Below are 16,213 nucleotides of genomic sequence, written 5' to 3'. Positions count from 1 at the left end.
GGGCGTTCCGTAAAGTGCCTAGTCTTCGAGATATGTATCAAAGACAGCGAGTTGTTCTTCTGCAGCGGCAATCCGTTGCAGGGCCTTGGGACCGCCCCGCGCGACCAGCAGGGCAACAAGGGCCTGCATCACGGAAAGGGCGGCGGTAAAACTTTGGAAAAACGATTGCGAGGTGTCACGCACCACAAGTTTACTGTGGGCATCCGTCGCAATCGGTGAAACATCAGAGTCTGTCACGGCAATGACCGGGCAGTGTTGGGAGTGGGCAAACTCAACCGCACGCACCGTGTCGCGAATATAGGGTTTTGCCCCGACAGCAATCATGATGTCACGCCGTCCAATGCCACGCAGTTCATCGCCAAAAGTGCCGGAATGGCCATCGACCAAGACGCCATTGTCGCAAAACAGCCGATAGGCATAAGCAAACTGGAACGCGGCCGGATATGCGGCCCCCCGACCGACGATGAAGACCTGACGGGCGTTTTCAATCGCCTCGCAGGTCGCAATCATGCGTGACACAAGATCCGGCGAGTAAGCGTCACTGACATTGTCGATTTCGGTGCGGCAAATGCTTTCAAGAAGATGCTGGTCCCGGTCGACATCGTTATCAGTCTTTTGCGTTTCGCGCGCGCGGCGGGCGTAGCTTGCGGGCTGATCAAGCAACCGGGTTTGATAATGATCCCGGAAGTCCTGCCAGGTTTCGACGCCAATCGCAGTCATCAGACGAGTGACCGTACTTGGCGGCACATTTGCCGCACGGGCCAGTGCCCGCATGGAACGCAAGGCGACATCATTTGGATGATCCAGGATATAGCGCGCAGCCTTTTGCATTTGCGGACTAAGCTTTGCGTAGTCCGAAATCAGCTTTTCACGCAGATCAGTTTGCAAACCCATCACCCGAATATCCTTGCCCTGTCAGGAAGACCAAGATTACGCCACAGGCAGCCGCGACGCACAACAGATGTTTCAAAAAATAAAAGGTACGAAACATATGTTTCGCACCTCTGTTTCATCTTTGGGACCGGGACATTCGGTGTGACGCCTAAAAAACATGGACTTATTAGAAAAAACTGTAAAAATAACTGGACTCACAAATGAAACCTTTGCGTTTCATACGGGAAATTCAAATGTGCCCTTTGGTGGAAACCGAGGCACCGAATCGGTCGATGTCCAATGGAAACGAAGATCATCGAGGCCCTTAATCAGGCACAGACAGGCATTGCGCTGTTTGATGCAGACGAACGGATTGTTTTTGCCAATCCGGCGTGGGAACAATTGATCTCCGGAATTGCCGAGGAAGACCTGATCTTCAATGAGACCGAACTTGCCGATGGCGGCATGATTTCGGTGTGCTTCGTCAAGCCGCAAGTCCCGCAGTCCGAACGGATTGAAACGGCCAGCTCTGCCAATGATGCCAAAATCGGCACCGTCATCATTGCCGATGACAGCGAAAGCAACCGCATGGTGGCACGCCGCATTCTGCAGGCCGAGGGATATGGCATTGTCGAGGCCAGCAACGGCCAGACGGTGCTAAACATGCTCAAGCGTGGGGTGAATGCCGACCTGATCCTGATGGATGTCGAAATGCCTGATATGGACGGGCTGCACACCACCCGCCGCATCCGCCATATGAGCGGGCCGGTTTCGCGCACGCCGATCATTGCACTGTCCGCCCATCAGTCGCGTGACTGGAATGTCATTGCCCGCCAGTCGGGTGTTGATGATTTCATCAACAAACCTATTCAGCGGCAAAAACTGATCAAAACCATGCAGGAACTGATCACCCGGCGCAGCGGCACCACAGGCGATCCGAACGCAGCCCAAAAACGCAGCAAGGGGGCACGGATCGGTCGTCCGTACCGTCCGGAATCCCTGACCAGTCCGGTTCTTGATGTGCGTATTCTGGAACAACTTTACACCGATGCCGGGGACGAAGGTGCGGGATGCGGCATCGAGATTTTCATCAATGAAACGGAATCCCGTCTGGTCAAGATCGACAAGGCCCTGTCAGAAGACGACATGACCACGGTCCGCAACGAAGTTCATGCGCTTAAAAGCACATCCGGGACTTTTGGATTGCGCCAGCTTTCCGAACTTTGCGAAACCACCCAATCCGTCTTCGAAGACAATGATCCGGATGAAGACCGACTGCTGTCACTCTCGCGCCAAGTGGTACAACTGGCCCCGACGGCCCTGACCGCGCTCAATCTGTATCGCAGATCACGCAGTATCAGCAGCGCACCCCATATCTGATCCATCCAGTTCAAGCCAGACTTGCCAGACCATCAGCGCCCAGACACTAAGCGCCATATCCAGATCCTTGCCCGAAACGGCGCGCTTCCAATATGCCGTCTTGTAACCCTGCGTAATGGTGACATCGGCGAAGATCGCCTCAATAATTCGGTTCTCATCCCCCCACAGATATCGGGCAACACCCAAAAGCCACCTGGCTACTGGCGGATTAAAGCCGATCTTGTGGTGTTGAACATGCCCCGCTGGCAAGTAGGGAGTAACGGCTCTGCGCCAGAGGGATTTTGGGCCATGTTTCAGATGTTGCTTCGCCGGCACTGACGCCGCGATGCGCACAACATTATGCCCCAAAAGCGGCAACCGATATTCAAGCCCATGGGCCATTCCACAACGATCCGACATCAAAAGCTGATTGCCCGGAAGCGTCACATCGCGATCAAAATGGATCATCGCGTCTGTCAGGCTGCCGCCTAAATCAGGATGCTGCGCTATTCTGGCATCGCATTCGGGTATCACACACCGGTTGTTCCAGACGGCAAAGGCATTATTGCGCGCCCCTGATCCACCAGCAAGAAAGCGATGAATTTCCCGTCGATTTCCCGCGTCATACAGCTTTGCCGTCAGTCGCCGAACCGGTCTTGGCACATGGCGCCAATATGTCTCGTAAAGCTGTGCGGCCCGATATCGCGGATAGCCGCCAAACAGCTCATCCCCACCGTCGCCAGACAGACATACTTTGACATCCCGGCTCACCGCTTTTGCAAGGCACTGCATCAGGACGATCGACGGATTGGCAAAGGGCCCGCCAACACTGCGCAAGGCCGCAACAAGTTCCTGATAGATGTCCTCTGGCTGCGTCGGTGCTGCAAAGACATGCAGTTCTTGCCCAAGATACCGACAGAGTTTTTGCGCAACAGCCGTTTCATCAAGGGCCGGATCATCAAACCCCATGACAAATGCCTTGGGAGCTACCTGCCCGCGTTCGCGCGCAATATCGCACGCCAATGCCGCGACACCCGCACTATCCAGCCCCCCCGAAACCAGACATCCCAATTCGCAATCCGCATCCATCGCGTCGGCAACCGACTGACGAACAGCAGACAACAAACCGCCCGCCTTCGGCATCTGCAAAGCCTTGTCGGCCCTATATGCCGGGTGCGCGATGTGGCCTGTGGAAACCTCGCCCGCCTGCCAGCGCATGAGCGTACCGGGTGAAAGAAGTTTTACGGCCTCTTTCCCGGTTTTGGGTGCTGGCACAAACAGATGGGCAAGATATGTCGATTTGATTCCCTCATCACGGACAAGCGGTGCAATTGCAGAAAGCGCAGATATCTCTGACGCAAAGGCAATGTGACCGCCTGGACGGCTCAAAACATAGAGCGGCTTGATGCCCAACGGATCACGCGCGAGCCACAGGCAAGATTGCGCCACATCCCATAATGCAAACGCATACTGCCCCGACAATGTTTGGAGCACCTGTGCTGGATCACTTCCCTGACCGATTGCGCCAGACATCAACTGCAGAACAAGTTCCGCATCATTCCAGGTTTGGAATGTCAGGCCGTCGCGGGTTGCCGCCTGTATCCTCGGCCGATGTCCCGCGATATAACCGTTGAAAACCAGAACAAATCGCCCGTCCGCGCTTATAAGTGGCTGGTTGGCCTGCCCCGTCAGATCGGTGGTGGCAAGACGTGCGCAGCCGAGGGCGATCTTTCCATTTGGGTCAAACCAGACACCCGAGCCGTCCGGCCCCCGATGCGCAAGACGTTGAAGCATCGCATCGACGGCACGGTGATCGTTCGGTTGGGTTGAGCCCGCGATGCCACACATGGATACCCTGCTTAATTCTGGTCGCTGAGGCTTTCAAGATCGGACGGTTCAAATCCGCTCGCTCCACCGACCAATCGACTTTGCAGGTCGCGCAAAACATAAAGGCGGAGCGCACTCGACAAGTTGCCTTCGCGGTCGGTATCGATTTCGACAACCAGTTCGGCCAATGTCATGGCACGGCGCTGTGCAATGCCGACCAGCTCTTCCCAGAAGGCATCTTCAAGCGAAAAACTGGTCCGGTGCCCGGCAATTGTCACTGATCTTTTACGAACGGCATCTTCCATCGGTGTTTAAATCTTTAATTCCGGTGCAAAAACGACCATGATTTCAAAAGCTTTCCGCCATGATAGGGCATCGACATGAAATTCATACATCTTTCCGACCTTCATATTCTGGCGCGAAATGATGTGTCGCGCCTGCCCGATGCGGCCGCGACGCTGCGCAAGGTCATTGACGAGGTGAACACCTATCACGCGGATGCCGAAGTTTGCATCATCACCGGCGACATCACCCACCGCGGCACGCCGGAACAGTATGAAAATGCTGTCGATATCTTATCTGATCTTGCCATTCCCTATCTGATTATTCCGGGCAATCACGACATCCGCGAAGCATTTTGTGATGCCTTTCCGACAACCGAAACCGACACCCACGGCTTTGTCAATTTCGGGCAAACCTTCAACGGTGTGCGTTTTGTCATGATGGACAGCGTCGTTCCCGGCCACCATCACGGCACGCTTTGTGCGCAACGCCTTGACTGGCTGCGCGATGAATTGACCGCGCATCGGGATACGCCAACCTTCCTGTTCATGCATCATCCGCCGATGGCAATGGGCCTGCCGTTTATGGATACCATTCGCTTGGATGCCGAAGATGCGCTTGGCGAAATCGTATCAAGCAACCCGCAGATCAAACATCTGTTCTTTGGCCATCTGCATCGCCCGGCAACCGGCACCTGGCTGGGCGTGCCGTTTGTTTTGGGCAACAGCACCCAGTCGGGTGAACCGCTTGATTTCCGTCATGAGAAAGAAGAAGAGCTTCAGGATCCGAACCCGCTAGGACCGGGTTACGGGATTGCCTTTGCCGATGCCAAAGGCGGGCTTCGTTATCACTTCAATTTCGTGAAGTTCGATATGCAATTGTGATCAGGCGGCGTTACTGGCCTGATCCCATTCCGCCAGAACAACCGGATCGCTTTCGATTTTCGCGTGAATATCCTTGAGACTGGCAAATTCAGCAGCACTCATCAATTGCGACAGGGCCCAGACCGCACTGGCACGGATCAACGCACTTTCATCTGACAGCAGATTTTCAATGCGCGGGATCAGGCGCGGTGCCTTACTATTGCCGGCTGCAATCAGAACATTGCGCAGGAACTTCGCCCGACCAATGCGCTTGATCGGCGATCCGGTAAAGAAGGCCCGAAATCCGGCGTCATCCAGATCAAGGAAATCGGCCAATCGTGGTGCCGTCAGTTCGGCGCGCGGGATAAAGGCCAGTTCTTCGGTCCGGGTCGCAAACTTGTTCCACGGGCACACGGCCAGACAATCATCACAACCATAAATGCGATTACCCATCGGCTTACGGAATTCCAGCGGGATTGGCCCGTCATGCTCGATCGTCAAATACGATATGCATTTGCGCGCATCGAGCTTATAGGGGGCCGGAAAGGCATCGGTGGGACAGGCCGACAGGCATTTGGTGCACGACCCGCAATGATCGATTTCCGGTTCGGCTTCTGGCAGATCAAGGGTTGTAAAAATCTCGCCCAGAAACAGCCAACTGCCAAATTCGCGCGACACAAGGTTGGTATGTTTTCCCTGCCACCCGATCCCGGATGCCTGCCCCAACGGCTTTTCGAGAACCGGGGCCGTATCGACGAAAACCTTGACCTGTTCCACCCCACCGGACTGTTCAACAACCCAGCGCGCCAATTGCTTCAGGCGCTTTTTGATCAGGTCGTGGTAATCCTTGTTCTTGGCATAAACCGAAATCATTGCCCGATCCGGATGATCCAGCAGTGCCATCGGATTTTCCGCCGGACCATAATTGCTACCAAGCACAATCACAGATTTGACATCGGGCCACAGCATTTCCGGATCGCGCCGACGCGGCAGGCGTTCAGGATCATTCATCCACGCCATAGAACCGTATTCACCACCCGCGACAAATTCATCAAGACGTTGCTGATTGCGCGCATCAATCTTCGGACGCGCCACACCACAGACATCAAAGCCGATTTCACGGGCTTTGGCCTGAAGTATTTCAAACGTGATATTTTGGCGCGTTTTCGTTGTCATGGCTTGTGTCGGGCTTGTCTTGTTTCGCGGCCTCTCTCTGCTGCCTTATATAATCATCTGCCCAAAACGCAAAAGGCCGCAGCAAGAAGCTGCGGCCTTTTGAACTGAAATCGGCGTCCGATCAGAAACGATAGCGAACAGTCGCAAGGATTGAACGTTCTTCGCCGTAGTAACAGTTATCGGACGACGATGTGATAAGGCACGATGCGATATATTCCTCATCAAGCAGATTATTCACATTCACCCGAAGATCGGTGTTCTCCAACCCGACATTGGCCATGTCATAGTTCAGAGACAGGTCAAAAATCGTGTAATCGGGAACCGCAATGGTGTTCGTCTCGTTTGCCGCCATTTCGCCAACAAACCGCGCACCGGCGCCGACAGACAGACCATTCAGCACACCCGAATAGAAGGAATAGTTGCCCCAAAGCGATGCCATATGTTCAGGCACCTGCATCGGTTGCTTGCCGTCCTTGATATCGCCCGGCGCATCATAGGCCGCATCCGTGTAGGTATAAGATGCAATCACACTCAAGTTTTCGTTGAGGTTGGCCCGTGCTTCAAACTCAAGCCCCTGACTTTCGATCTTTCCGACCGGATCATAGGCATTCGTCGATGAGTCAAAGACCGCAACATTATCCTGTTCGAGATAGAAGGCCGCCGCACTCAAAAGAAGGTTGCCGTTGTCAGGCTGGTATTTCACACCGGCCTCATATTGTGTTCCCTCGGACGGTTCGATCGGATTGCCATCAACGTCGGAATACAGGCTTGGATTGAAGGATTCAGAGTAGCTGACATAGGGCGCGACACCATTATCAAACAGATACAGCACCCCTGCCCGCTTAGTAAGTTTCTGACGTTCTTCGCCGGTGTTTTTCTGTGTCAGTCGGTCATGCTTGGTGGTTTCGACCCAATCCTGACGCAAGCCCAATGAAAAACGCCATTTGTCGTATTCGAACTGGTCTTCAAGATAAAGACCGGCTTGCTCAAGCGTCTGAACTTTGCTGTTTGTCGACGTACCAAGCGTTACGCCGGGGCTTCCATAAACCGGATTAAAAGCGTTGATGTCAGATGCGCTTCGAAACTGCCAGGCATTCTCGACGCGACGATGTTGATAGTCAAAACCACCCAGAACGGTGTGATCAATATCAGCTGTCGTAAATTCGGCCTGAAGTTGGTTGTCGACCGCATAGGCACGCAAGTCTTCATCACCACCACCATAGGTCCTGTTCAGGTTATCAGACGCCCCATCCCAACCGGTCTGATAAATCTGATCGATATGAACCGATGCATCAAGAAAGCGGAAGTTCTGCCGCGCAGTCAGATTATCATCGAAATCATGTTCGAACTGATAGCCCATCATATTTTGGGTCCGTTCGTACGCTTCAAGCGACGGATCACCATCAAAAAACCCGGTTGAGATGTATTTGCCATTGCGCGGGAACAAGGTACCGTCTGACGGTAGACCGTTGTGGGTGCCACCTTCCGGGTCTTTCTGCAGATACGCCATCAGCGTAATACGCGTATCGTCAGTGAAATTCGCCGTCAGCGATGGTGCAATCGCATAACGCTCCTCTTCAGTGCCGGTATATTGGGTATCTGCGGCATCCGCCTTGCCTGTTACACGAAAGGCAAGTTTTCCGGCTTCATCAAGCGGACCGGTGAGATCAAAGCCGATACCGCGTTGATTACGGTTACCATAGGAAACCTCAATCTCGCCCTGTTGTTCAAACTGCGGCTTTTTGCTTGAAAGCGCGACGATGCCACCGGGTGAGCTGCGTCCATACAACACAGACGCCGGACCTTTGACGACATCTGCACGTTCGACAAAATAGGGGTCGACCTGCATTGAGCTGTAGGTCGAATCATCCCCCATGGTTTTCAGGCCATCGAGATAAATATTGTCGATCGACCGATCAACCAAACCACGCAAAATCACATAGTCATAACGATTGGACGCACCGACCTGCCCGGTGAATGCACCGGGTGTATAGCGCACGGCCTGCATAACCGTCTGGGATCCCTGATCTTCCATCTGATCTTTGGTTACGACCGTGATGCTCTGGGAAGTCTCAAGGATCGGCGTTCCAGTTTTTGTCGCCGCCAGTGATTTTGTCGCGATGTAGCCATCAACCGGACCATCGGCCTCTTCAGTCACAGTTGCTTCGACCCGAACAGTATCGAGCACATCTTCACTGCCGGAACTGAGCTGCTCAACGGTAATGGTGCCACCATCTGTGTAACGCCATGTGTATCCAGAACCACGTAGTAATGTCGTGAGTGCTGCGTCGACAGGCATTTCCCCCTGAAGGGCTGGCGCTTCAAGACCACCAAGCCCTTCTGACGGGAAGAACAGTTTCAGGTTGGCCTGATCTGCCAGGCTGGTCAGGGCGCGGTCAAGGCTTTGCGCCGGGATATCAACCGTGACCGTGTTCGATTGGGCGACTTCAACACCGCTGGCCGTATCGGTCGCAATATTGCTGGCTTCTGCCTGCCATGGGCTCAACAATGCCGAGCCGGAAATGAGTGTGGTTGCAACAAGTCTGCGCATCCAAAGACTGCGCGTTCCCCCATGACAACGATTAACCGACGCTTTGAAGGTCGTTTTCGTCATCGCATTTACTGAATTCATCATAAGGCCTTCTGGTTAGATTCCCCATTGCGAATGATATTCATAACTACAATCATTCGCGTTTAACCTTAAGACGATCTCACCTAACGTGACTTGCACCAGATTTTTCAATTTTTTGAAATTTTTTTGAAACCCGTGGGGAAACCGGGACTTTGCGGTTAGTAGATTACCGTCAGGAGCGGCAACTCAATGACGTGCGCACCGGTGGTTTGCTCGATGGATTGCAGCAGATCATCCAGTCGGGCGATCTCAAATACACCGGTGACTTTCATATCGCGCACCCCATCACGTGCGACAACAATCCGTCCGGAGGTATGACGCTGGGCTTCGGCAATCACCGTACCCAGTGGCTGGCTGTTAAAGATCAACTTGCCGCGCTGCCAACTGCCATAGGTTGCGATATCCGCATCCGTGTTGATTTCCGGTGCCTGCCCGCTTTGATAGGCCCCTTGCTCCCCCGCGGATAGGCGAAGAGCCGGACCCGTGCCATTGCGAACCTCAACAATGCCTTCCTGCACGGTGACTTTCGCACAGTCATCCTCGATGCGAACGCCATATACCGTGCCAACAGCCATCGCCTCACCATCAAGTGCCGCAACGATAAAGGGATGATCGGCATCCTTTGCCACATCAAAGATGACTTCCCCCGATACCAGACTGATCCGCCGAGCATCCCCGGAAAAATCAATCGAGAAGGCCGATGCCGTGTTCATATGCGCGAGCGACCCATCGGGCAGTTCGATGCTCTGATACTGCCCCGTCTCGGTGACATAATCCGCATGATAGCGCGCCCATATGTCGCCGACTTCAAGACCGGCAACCATAAGCATCAGCATCGCCGCCAGACCTGCGAATGCGGATACAACCGGCCGATGGCGGACAAAGCCACGCGACCGTGCCTGCACCAATGGTTTCTTGGCGATTGCTGGTGCAATCGATGCACTTTGAGGATCAACCATATCGCGCCAATTAGCGTGCTGGGCCGTTTCGGTTTCGCCAAGTGCACCAAGCAGCCCTTCGGCATCACGGGCGGCACGTTCATGCGCCAAACTTTGGGCGCGCCAGATATCGAATTCATGAAACTCGGACGACGTGGCATCCCCGGAATGCAGACGCACCAGACGTTCTATGGCCTGATCGCTGAGTACGATCATGTCATCGTCATAGTCCTGTAGCACTGTGGCTTGGTCTGTGCTTATACCGGACGCCAAAACCTGTATCCCCGAATATCCATTGCGGCCACGCCTGAGACGCCGCCCCTGTTCATTAGACGAATAACCGCGATCAATTCCGCAACAAAATTTATCATTATTTTCTGCCCTCCGCCAAAAGGGCGTCACGGCAATGCTTTAGGGCACCCGCGATATATTTCGCGACCATGCTGTTCGACACGCCCAGCCGATCAGCAATTTCACTATGTGACAGCCCATCAACACGAAACAGCAAAAGTGCCCGGCGCGGCTTTTCCGGCAGTTCGGAAAGCGCATGATCAAGGATGTTAATCTGTTCGCGGGACAGGAAAATCTTTTCCGGCCCCGGCTGCGGATCATGAATTTCTGATTGCGTTTGATCCGTTTCCACATGTGCGGATATACGCCGTTCGCGGCGAATACGATCTATCGCAAGGTTCCCCGCCACGCGATAGATGTAGGCACGCGGATTATCAATGGTTTCATCAAGCTCGGACGTTCCCGCAAGCCGGACATAGGTATCCTGCACAACATCGGCAGCACGTTCGGAATCACCATTCAGCTTCCGGGTCAAAAACCGCAAAAGCTGTTCATAGTTTTCCTGAAAACTTGCAATCAAGATTGAAGCGCTGTTGCGCGCCATTTGATGTCCGACCATTGGTTGCCAAGAGGCAGGCTAATGCCTGATGGCAATCGAATAACAGCAATCTCAAATCATGACAATGAGAATAATTCGCAAATTTCAGCCTCAATCCGAGCCTTCAGTGACAGCCAAAGAAAAAGACCGCCGAGAGATACCGTACGGTCTTTTCAGTAGATTTATGAATGCCTTGCCGCCTGTCTTGGCGCTTAACCGCGCCCGCGATACGGGGCCACGCCCTGTTCGGGGATCCAGACACCTTCGGGTGCCGGGCCGGTCTGATAGAACACGTCAATCGGAATGCCGCCGCGAGGATACCAGTATCCGCCGATACGCAGCCATTTCGGGTCAAGGGTTTCGACAATGCGTTTGCCGACCTTGATCGTGCAATCTTCGTGGAACGAACCGTGATTGCGGAATGAGGTCAGGAAAAGCTTCAGTGACTTGCTTTCGACCAGCCAGTCACCGGGCACGTAATCAATCACCAGATGGGCAAAGTCCGGCTGACCGGTGATCGGGCAAAGCGATGTGAATTCCGGTGCGACAAAACGCACGCAGTAATCGGTTCCGGCCTGCGGGTTTTGTACCCTTTCCAGAACCGCTTCGTCTGGCGATGCGGGTTGCTTGGTATCGCCGCCCAGCATGGTCAGGTTGTCGTAAATGGTTTGATCAGCCATGGCTTAGTCCTCGATAATCGGCACGGGATCGATATCCCCGCCTTCCTGTCCAACATGGAAATCGCGCGCGAAGGCGTCCATGCGGCCTTCAGCAATCGCTTCGCGCATGCCGCGCATCAGATCCTGATAATAGGCAAGGTTATGCCAGGTCAGCAGAACCGCACCCAAAATCTCGCCAGCCTTGATCAGATGGTGAAGATAGGCGCGCGAATATTTCGTGCAGGCCGGGCAACCACATTGATCATCCAGCGGGCGATCATCATCGCGATGACGGCCGTTTTTAAGGTTCAGCGTCCCGCGATGGGTAAAGGCCTGTGCGTTGCGTCCGGACCGGGTCGGCAACACGCAGTCAAACTGGTCAATGCCGCGCATCACCCCACCGACAAGGTCAGACGGCTTGCCAACCCCCATCAAATAACGCGGCTTGTTGGCAGGCAGCATATCAACGCAGAAATCAAGCGTATCAAACATGATCTGCTGGCCCTCGCCAACCGCAAGACCACCAACCGAGTGGCCCGGCAGGTCAAGTTCAGCCAGCTTTTCGGAGCTTTCGCGACGCAGGCTCTCAAAAACGCTGCCCTGCTGAATACCATAAAGCGCATAGCCTTCGCGGTTAACAAACGCATCCTTGGACCGTTTTGCCCAGCGCATCGACATCTGCATGCTTTCACGAGCCTGCTGTTCGGTGGCCGGGAACGGTGTGCATTCATCGAACGCCATGGTGATGGTCGATCCCAGCAGATGCTGGATCTCCATCGAGCGTTCCGGCGTCAGGTTGAACTTGCGACCATCGATGTGGCTTTTGAAGGTGACGCCTTCTTCGGTGATCTTGCGCAGCTTCGCCAGCGACATCACCTGATACCCACCGCTATCAGTCAGGATCGGTTTGTCCCAGTTCATGAATTTGTGCAAGCCACCGAGACGCGCGATACGTTCGGCACCCGGACGCAGCATCAAATGGTACGTATTGCCCAAAAGGATCTGCGCACCCGTGTCGGCAACGTTTTCCGGCAACATGCCCTTAACCGTGGCCGCAGTTCCCACCGGCATGAAAGTCGGCGTATCAATCACGCCGTGCGCGGTGTGGATGCGCCCCAGACGGGCCTTGCCATCCTGGGCAAGCAATTCATAGCGAAATTCGGTCATCGATTCTTATGTCCGTGCATCAATTTTGTTGGCGCATTCAAGCAGGCTGCAATCGCCATAGGAATAAAAACGGTATTCGTTGTCGATGGCGTGCTGATAGGCCGCCTTCATCCGTTCAAACCCGGCAAAGGCCGACACCAGCATAAACAGGGTCGAACGCGGCAGGTGGAAGTTGGTCAGCAACATATCCACTGCGCGGAATTTGTAGCCCGGCGTAATAAAGATGTCGGTCTCTGCCTCGAACGGTTCAACCACCCCGTCTTCGCGGGCGGCACTTTCGAGCAGTCGCAGCGACGTGGTCCCGACCGCAACCACACGCCCGCCATTGGCACGGGTTTCATTGATCAGATCGGCGATTTCCTTGCTGATCGAACCCCATTCGGCATGCATCTTGTGATCATCGGTATCATCGACCTTGACCGGCAGGAAGGTGCCTGCCCCGACATGCAAAGTAATCGTCCGGCGATTGATCCCGCGTGCATCAAGATTGGCCAAAAGTTCCGGGGTAAAATGCAGCCCCGCCGTCGGGGCTGCAACCGCGCCATCCTTTTGGGCAAAGATGGTCTGGTAATCAGATTTGTCCTGATCGTCACCGCCGGCATCACGCCGGATATAAGGTGGCAGCGGCATGACACCGAATTCTTCAAGGGCCGCAATCAGGTCCGCGCCGGTTTTGTTAAAGCGCAGGGTCACTTCGCCGCCATCCTTCTTGGCAAGAACTTCGGCTTCGAATTCATCATTAACCTTGAAGGTTTCCCCGATGCGCAGCTTCTTGGCCGGTTTGGCAAATGCCACCCACGTGCCAAGGCCTTCCTGTTTGTGCAGGGTGACTTCAACCTTGGCTTCACCGCGTTTGCCAAACAGGCGCGCTGGGATCACACGGGTATCATTGGAAATCAGCAAATCACCTGGACGCAGAACATCAGGCAGCTCCCGAACGATGCGGTCCTGTGTCCCATCGCCGGACAAATCAAGCATGCGGGCTGCATCGCGCGGATTTGCCGGGTGTTCGGCAATGCGGTCGCGCGGCAATTCAAAATCGAACAGATCGACTTTCATGGATCAGGGCAATTCCGGGTCAATTGAAACACAAATGAAGGGGCGTCTTATGCGCCCCTTCGCAATAAATCACAAGGCCACGGTCGGCATATCTGATCCGCCCCGGCCATGCATCAGGCCGTTCTTAGCCCCGGACTGGTTGCGCATCAGCGCGCGGTGTGATCACCGTCATCAAAAGACGGAACGGAGCCAGACAGGTCAGCGCCATGATCATCTTGGCTGCGAAATCACCCATCGCCCACGTATCCCACGGAAGACCCGTACCGGCAAACGCGATCGAGAAGAACAAGGCGGTATCAACCGCCGACCCGATGCCAGACGACACCAGCGGTGCTTTCCACCAGCTTGCCCGGCGCAGTTTGTCAAACACGGTCACATCAAGCATCTGGGCAATCAGAAACGCCGAACCCGATGCGATGGCAATGCGCGTATCCGCAACGATCAGCGAAAGAACAACCGCCAGCGCAAACCCGGCCAGAACAACAACCCGTGCCGCCGCCGCACCACGTGCACGGTTGGTCAGGTCCGTTACAAGGAAAGCGACCGGATAGGTAAAGGCACCATAGGTCAGCCAGTCCGCCAGAACGCCGGGCAGCGGGTATTCGACCAGAATGTTCGATGCGACAACGGTCACCGCCATGGCGAGGACACCGAAAATGATCGCTTTCATCTGTTAGCCCTTCTCATCAAATGAACCCACGCATAACAAATCTCGCGGCCCACCATACTGGGCGACGATCACGAACGGATTCTGTGTAACTTTGGTGCGGCTGTTTACGCGCAGACCAAGGCCCGGTCAAGGAAAAACGGCGATCAGGAAAACCTGATCGCCGCTGCAGATCGCTGCAAGTCGCCCCGGGGAAAATGGGGCGCCGCGCCGCGAAACCATATTCGTTTTAAGTTACAGCATGATGCCGCGAATGGTGAAGAACAGAAGCGCGCCTAGGAAGGCACCGGCCGGAACCGTAACCACCCAGGCGGTTGCGATCGTCACCGCATAACGACGACGCACCAGAAGGCGCTTGCGCATTTTCTTCTCGGCCTTTTCGGCCTCACTCGGGTCAATCTGACGAAGCGCTTCGATATGTTCGTCGCCCTGTTCGTTTTCCGGACGGTCCACCAACATCGGCGATGCGACCTTGCGACGACGATGCGACAGGCTTTCACGCAGGAAACCAACCCCGAACACAGCACCAACCGCAATGTGGGTCGAACTTACCGGAAGACCCAGTGCAGATGCGACAATCACCGTAAGGGCCGCCGACAATGCCACGGTATAGGCACGGATCGGATCAAGCTTGGTGATCTTTGATCCAACCGTCTTGATCAGTTTCGGACCAAACAGGATCAGACCGGCAGAAATACCAAGCGCGCCAATGACCATCACCCAGATCGGGATCGGGGCCGAGGTAACGATCTGACCACTATCAACACCGGAAACAATGGCGGCGAGCGGTCCAATCGCGTTGGCAACATCGTTCGAGCCGTGGGCGAAGGAAAGAAGAGCTGCCGACACGACAAGCGGAATGCGAAACAGCGATGCGATTTCCTTGCGACGGCCGGTCATGCTGGCCGAGGCACGGAAGACGGCCTTGCGAACCGGGATCACGGTCAGGAAGAACGCGGCAACACCAATGGCAATCACAACCGGTGTTTCGGCCTTCCAGATTTTCTTCACACCCTTCATCATCAGATACATCGTGAAGGCCGAGACCATGACGCCGACCAAGATCGGAACCCACTTGCGTGCAGCCGTCACGCGGTCTTCGGTGTAAAGAATGCGGAACTTGATAAAGGCCAGGAACCCGGCAGCAATCAAACCACCCAGAACCGGCGAGATCACCCAACTTGCGGCGATTGTGCCCATGGTCGGCCAGTTCACGGCCCCGATGCCAACGGCGGCCATACCAGCCCCCATGACACCACCAACAATCGAGTGCGTGGTTGAGACCGGTGCGCCAAACCAGGTGGCCAGGTTCAGCCAAAGGGCCGCGGCCAGAAGGGCTGCCATCATCGCCCAGACAAAGGTTTGGGCATCGGGCATTTGGGTTGGATCAATAATGCCGTTCTTGATCGTGCCGACAACATCGCCACCGGCAATGATCGCGCCGGCAGCCTCGAAGATGGCCGCAATCAAAAGAGCGCCAACCATGGTCAGCGCCTTGGAACCCACCGCCGGACCAACATTGTTGGCAACGTCGTTGGCCCCGATATTCAGCGCCATGTAACCACCGATAACGGCGGCGGCGATCAGGAAGCCACTTTGCGGCAGTCCGCCCATGTGAAAGGCGACAAACGCACTACAGGCAAGCAGGAAGACAAGTGCCAGACCAAGCTTCGCACTGATCGATGCTGTTTCACCCAGCCCCGCATCCATGCGTTTTTGCCACTTGAGATCCTTATCCAGAGCAGTTTTCTTTACCGACATAATCAACCGTTACCATCAAAGGGAATCGACGGGCGGATCATGTCGAAGCCGGACCTCTTTG

Annotated in this window: 14 protein-coding genes; 2 read left to right on the top strand and 12 right to left on the bottom strand. The window is 54.9% G+C overall.

What is annotated here, in order from left to right:
* Positions 1-18 precede the first annotated feature (18 nt).
* Positions 19-894 (bottom strand): MurR/RpiR family transcriptional regulator, encoded by an 876-nt coding sequence (locus TH2_RS06680; RefSeq protein ID WP_008889646.1) that lies wholly within the window; start codon positions 892-894, stop codon positions 19-21.
* 279 nt (positions 895-1,173) lie between these two features.
* Here TH2_RS06680 and TH2_RS06675 point away from each other — a divergent pair, with 279 nt between their 5' ends.
* On the top strand, positions 1,174-2,253 hold the full coding sequence (locus tag TH2_RS06675; RefSeq protein WP_008889645.1) for a response regulator: 1,080 nt from the start codon (positions 1,174-1,176) through the stop codon (positions 2,251-2,253).
* Here the strand turns inward: TH2_RS06675 and asnB are convergent.
* Together asnB and TH2_RS06665 are read right to left on the bottom strand one after the other, a co-directional pair.
* Positions 2,221-4,080: an asparagine synthase (glutamine-hydrolyzing) gene (gene asnB / locus TH2_RS06670; protein ID WP_008889644.1), complete on the bottom strand. Its 1,860-nt coding sequence runs from the start codon at positions 4,078-4,080 to the stop codon at positions 2,221-2,223. The two genes, TH2_RS06675 and asnB, sit on opposite strands and share 33 nt — an antisense overlap.
* A gap of 11 nt (positions 4,081-4,091) precedes the next feature.
* Entirely contained in the window at positions 4,092-4,364 is a 273-nt protein-coding gene (locus TH2_RS06665) for a ribbon-helix-helix domain-containing protein (protein WP_008889643.1), read from the bottom strand.
* A gap of 75 nt (positions 4,365-4,439) precedes the next feature.
* Between TH2_RS06665 and TH2_RS06660 the strand changes: the two genes are divergently transcribed.
* Entirely contained in the window at positions 4,440-5,225 is a 786-nt protein-coding gene (locus TH2_RS06660; protein WP_008889642.1) for a phosphodiesterase, read from the top strand.
* Here TH2_RS06660 and queG read toward each other — a convergent pair whose 3' ends face one another.
* From queG to TH2_RS06615, 9 genes are all read right to left on the bottom strand, one after another.
* The gene (queG, locus tag TH2_RS06655) at positions 5,226-6,380 is read right to left on the bottom strand and encodes a tRNA epoxyqueuosine(34) reductase QueG (protein WP_008889641.1); all 1,155 of its coding nucleotides are present in this window, start codon (positions 6,378-6,380) and stop codon (positions 5,226-5,228) included.
* A 121-nt stretch (positions 6,381-6,501) separates the two neighbouring features.
* Complete coding sequence (locus tag TH2_RS06650; protein WP_040823003.1) at positions 6,502-8,931, bottom strand: TonB-dependent siderophore receptor; 2,430 nt, start codon at positions 8,929-8,931, stop codon at positions 6,502-6,504.
* A gap of 239 nt (positions 8,932-9,170) precedes the next feature.
* Complete coding sequence (locus TH2_RS06645; RefSeq protein WP_008889639.1) at positions 9,171-10,166, bottom strand: FecR family protein; 996 nt, start codon at positions 10,164-10,166, stop codon at positions 9,171-9,173.
* A 154-nt stretch (positions 10,167-10,320) separates the two neighbouring features.
* Entirely contained in the window at positions 10,321-10,845 is a 525-nt protein-coding gene (locus tag TH2_RS06640; RefSeq protein ID WP_008889638.1) for an RNA polymerase sigma factor, read from the bottom strand.
* 206 nt (positions 10,846-11,051) lie between these two features.
* On the bottom strand, positions 11,052-11,519 hold the full coding sequence (gene queF / locus TH2_RS06635) for a preQ(1) synthase (RefSeq protein ID WP_008889637.1): 468 nt from the start codon (positions 11,517-11,519) through the stop codon (positions 11,052-11,054).
* A gap of 3 nt (positions 11,520-11,522) precedes the next feature.
* On the bottom strand, positions 11,523-12,665 hold the full coding sequence (tgt, locus tag TH2_RS06630; protein WP_008889636.1) for a tRNA guanosine(34) transglycosylase Tgt: 1,143 nt from the start codon (positions 12,663-12,665) through the stop codon (positions 11,523-11,525).
* 6 nt (positions 12,666-12,671) lie between these two features.
* Positions 12,672-13,724 (bottom strand): tRNA preQ1(34) S-adenosylmethionine ribosyltransferase-isomerase QueA, encoded by a 1,053-nt coding sequence (gene queA, locus TH2_RS06625; RefSeq protein WP_008889635.1) that lies wholly within the window; start codon positions 13,722-13,724, stop codon positions 12,672-12,674.
* Between the two features lie 124 nt (positions 13,725-13,848).
* Positions 13,849-14,394 (bottom strand): VUT family protein, encoded by a 546-nt coding sequence (locus TH2_RS06620; RefSeq protein WP_008889634.1) that lies wholly within the window; start codon positions 14,392-14,394, stop codon positions 13,849-13,851.
* A 231-nt stretch (positions 14,395-14,625) separates the two neighbouring features.
* Positions 14,626-16,152, bottom strand: a complete 1,527-nt coding sequence (locus TH2_RS06615; RefSeq protein WP_040822812.1) for an inorganic phosphate transporter — start codon at positions 16,150-16,152, stop codon at positions 14,626-14,628.
* Between the last annotated feature and the right edge of the window lie 61 nt (positions 16,153-16,213).

This window comes from Thalassospira profundimaris WP0211 (genome assembly GCF_000300275.1).
Taxonomy (GTDB): Bacteria; Pseudomonadota; Alphaproteobacteria; order Rhodospirillales; family Thalassospiraceae; genus Thalassospira; species Thalassospira profundimaris.
This window is presented reverse-complemented; position numbering and strand designations above follow the sequence as displayed.

Excerpts from the sequence above, each read along its gene's own strand:
- TH2_RS06680 (WP_008889646.1), bottom strand. The coding sequence starts at position 894 with ATGGGTTTGCAAACTGATCTGCGTGAAAAGCTGATTTCGGACTACGCA.
- TH2_RS06675 (WP_008889645.1), top strand. The coding sequence starts at position 1,174 with ATGGAAACGAAGATCATCGAGGCCCTTAATCAGGCACAGACAGGCATT.
- asnB (WP_008889644.1), bottom strand. The coding sequence starts at position 4,080 with ATGTGTGGCATCGCGGGCTCAACCCAACCGAACGATCACCGTGCCGTC.
- TH2_RS06665 (WP_008889643.1), bottom strand. The coding sequence starts at position 4,364 with ATGGAAGATGCCGTTCGTAAAAGATCAGTGACAATTGCCGGGCACCGG.
- TH2_RS06660 (WP_008889642.1), top strand. The coding sequence starts at position 4,440 with ATGAAATTCATACATCTTTCCGACCTTCATATTCTGGCGCGAAATGAT.
- queG (WP_008889641.1), bottom strand. The coding sequence starts at position 6,380 with ATGACAACGAAAACGCGCCAAAATATCACGTTTGAAATACTTCAGGCC.
- TH2_RS06650 (WP_040823003.1), bottom strand. The coding sequence starts at position 8,931 with ATGCGCAGACTTGTTGCAACCACACTCATTTCCGGCTCGGCATTGTTG.
- TH2_RS06645 (WP_008889639.1), bottom strand. The coding sequence starts at position 10,166 with ATGATCGTACTCAGCGATCAGGCCATAGAACGTCTGGTGCGTCTGCAT.
- TH2_RS06640 (WP_008889638.1), bottom strand. The coding sequence starts at position 10,845 with ATGGCGCGCAACAGCGCTTCAATCTTGATTGCAAGTTTTCAGGAAAAC.
- queF (WP_008889637.1), bottom strand. The coding sequence starts at position 11,519 with ATGGCTGATCAAACCATTTACGACAACCTGACCATGCTGGGCGGCGAT.
- tgt (WP_008889636.1), bottom strand. The coding sequence starts at position 12,665 with ATGACCGAATTTCGCTATGAATTGCTTGCCCAGGATGGCAAGGCCCGT.
- queA (WP_008889635.1), bottom strand. The coding sequence starts at position 13,724 with ATGAAAGTCGATCTGTTCGATTTTGAATTGCCGCGCGACCGCATTGCC.
- TH2_RS06620 (WP_008889634.1), bottom strand. The coding sequence starts at position 14,394 with ATGAAAGCGATCATTTTCGGTGTCCTCGCCATGGCGGTGACCGTTGTC.
- TH2_RS06615 (WP_040822812.1), bottom strand. The coding sequence starts at position 16,152 with ATGTCGGTAAAGAAAACTGCTCTGGATAAGGATCTCAAGTGGCAAAAA.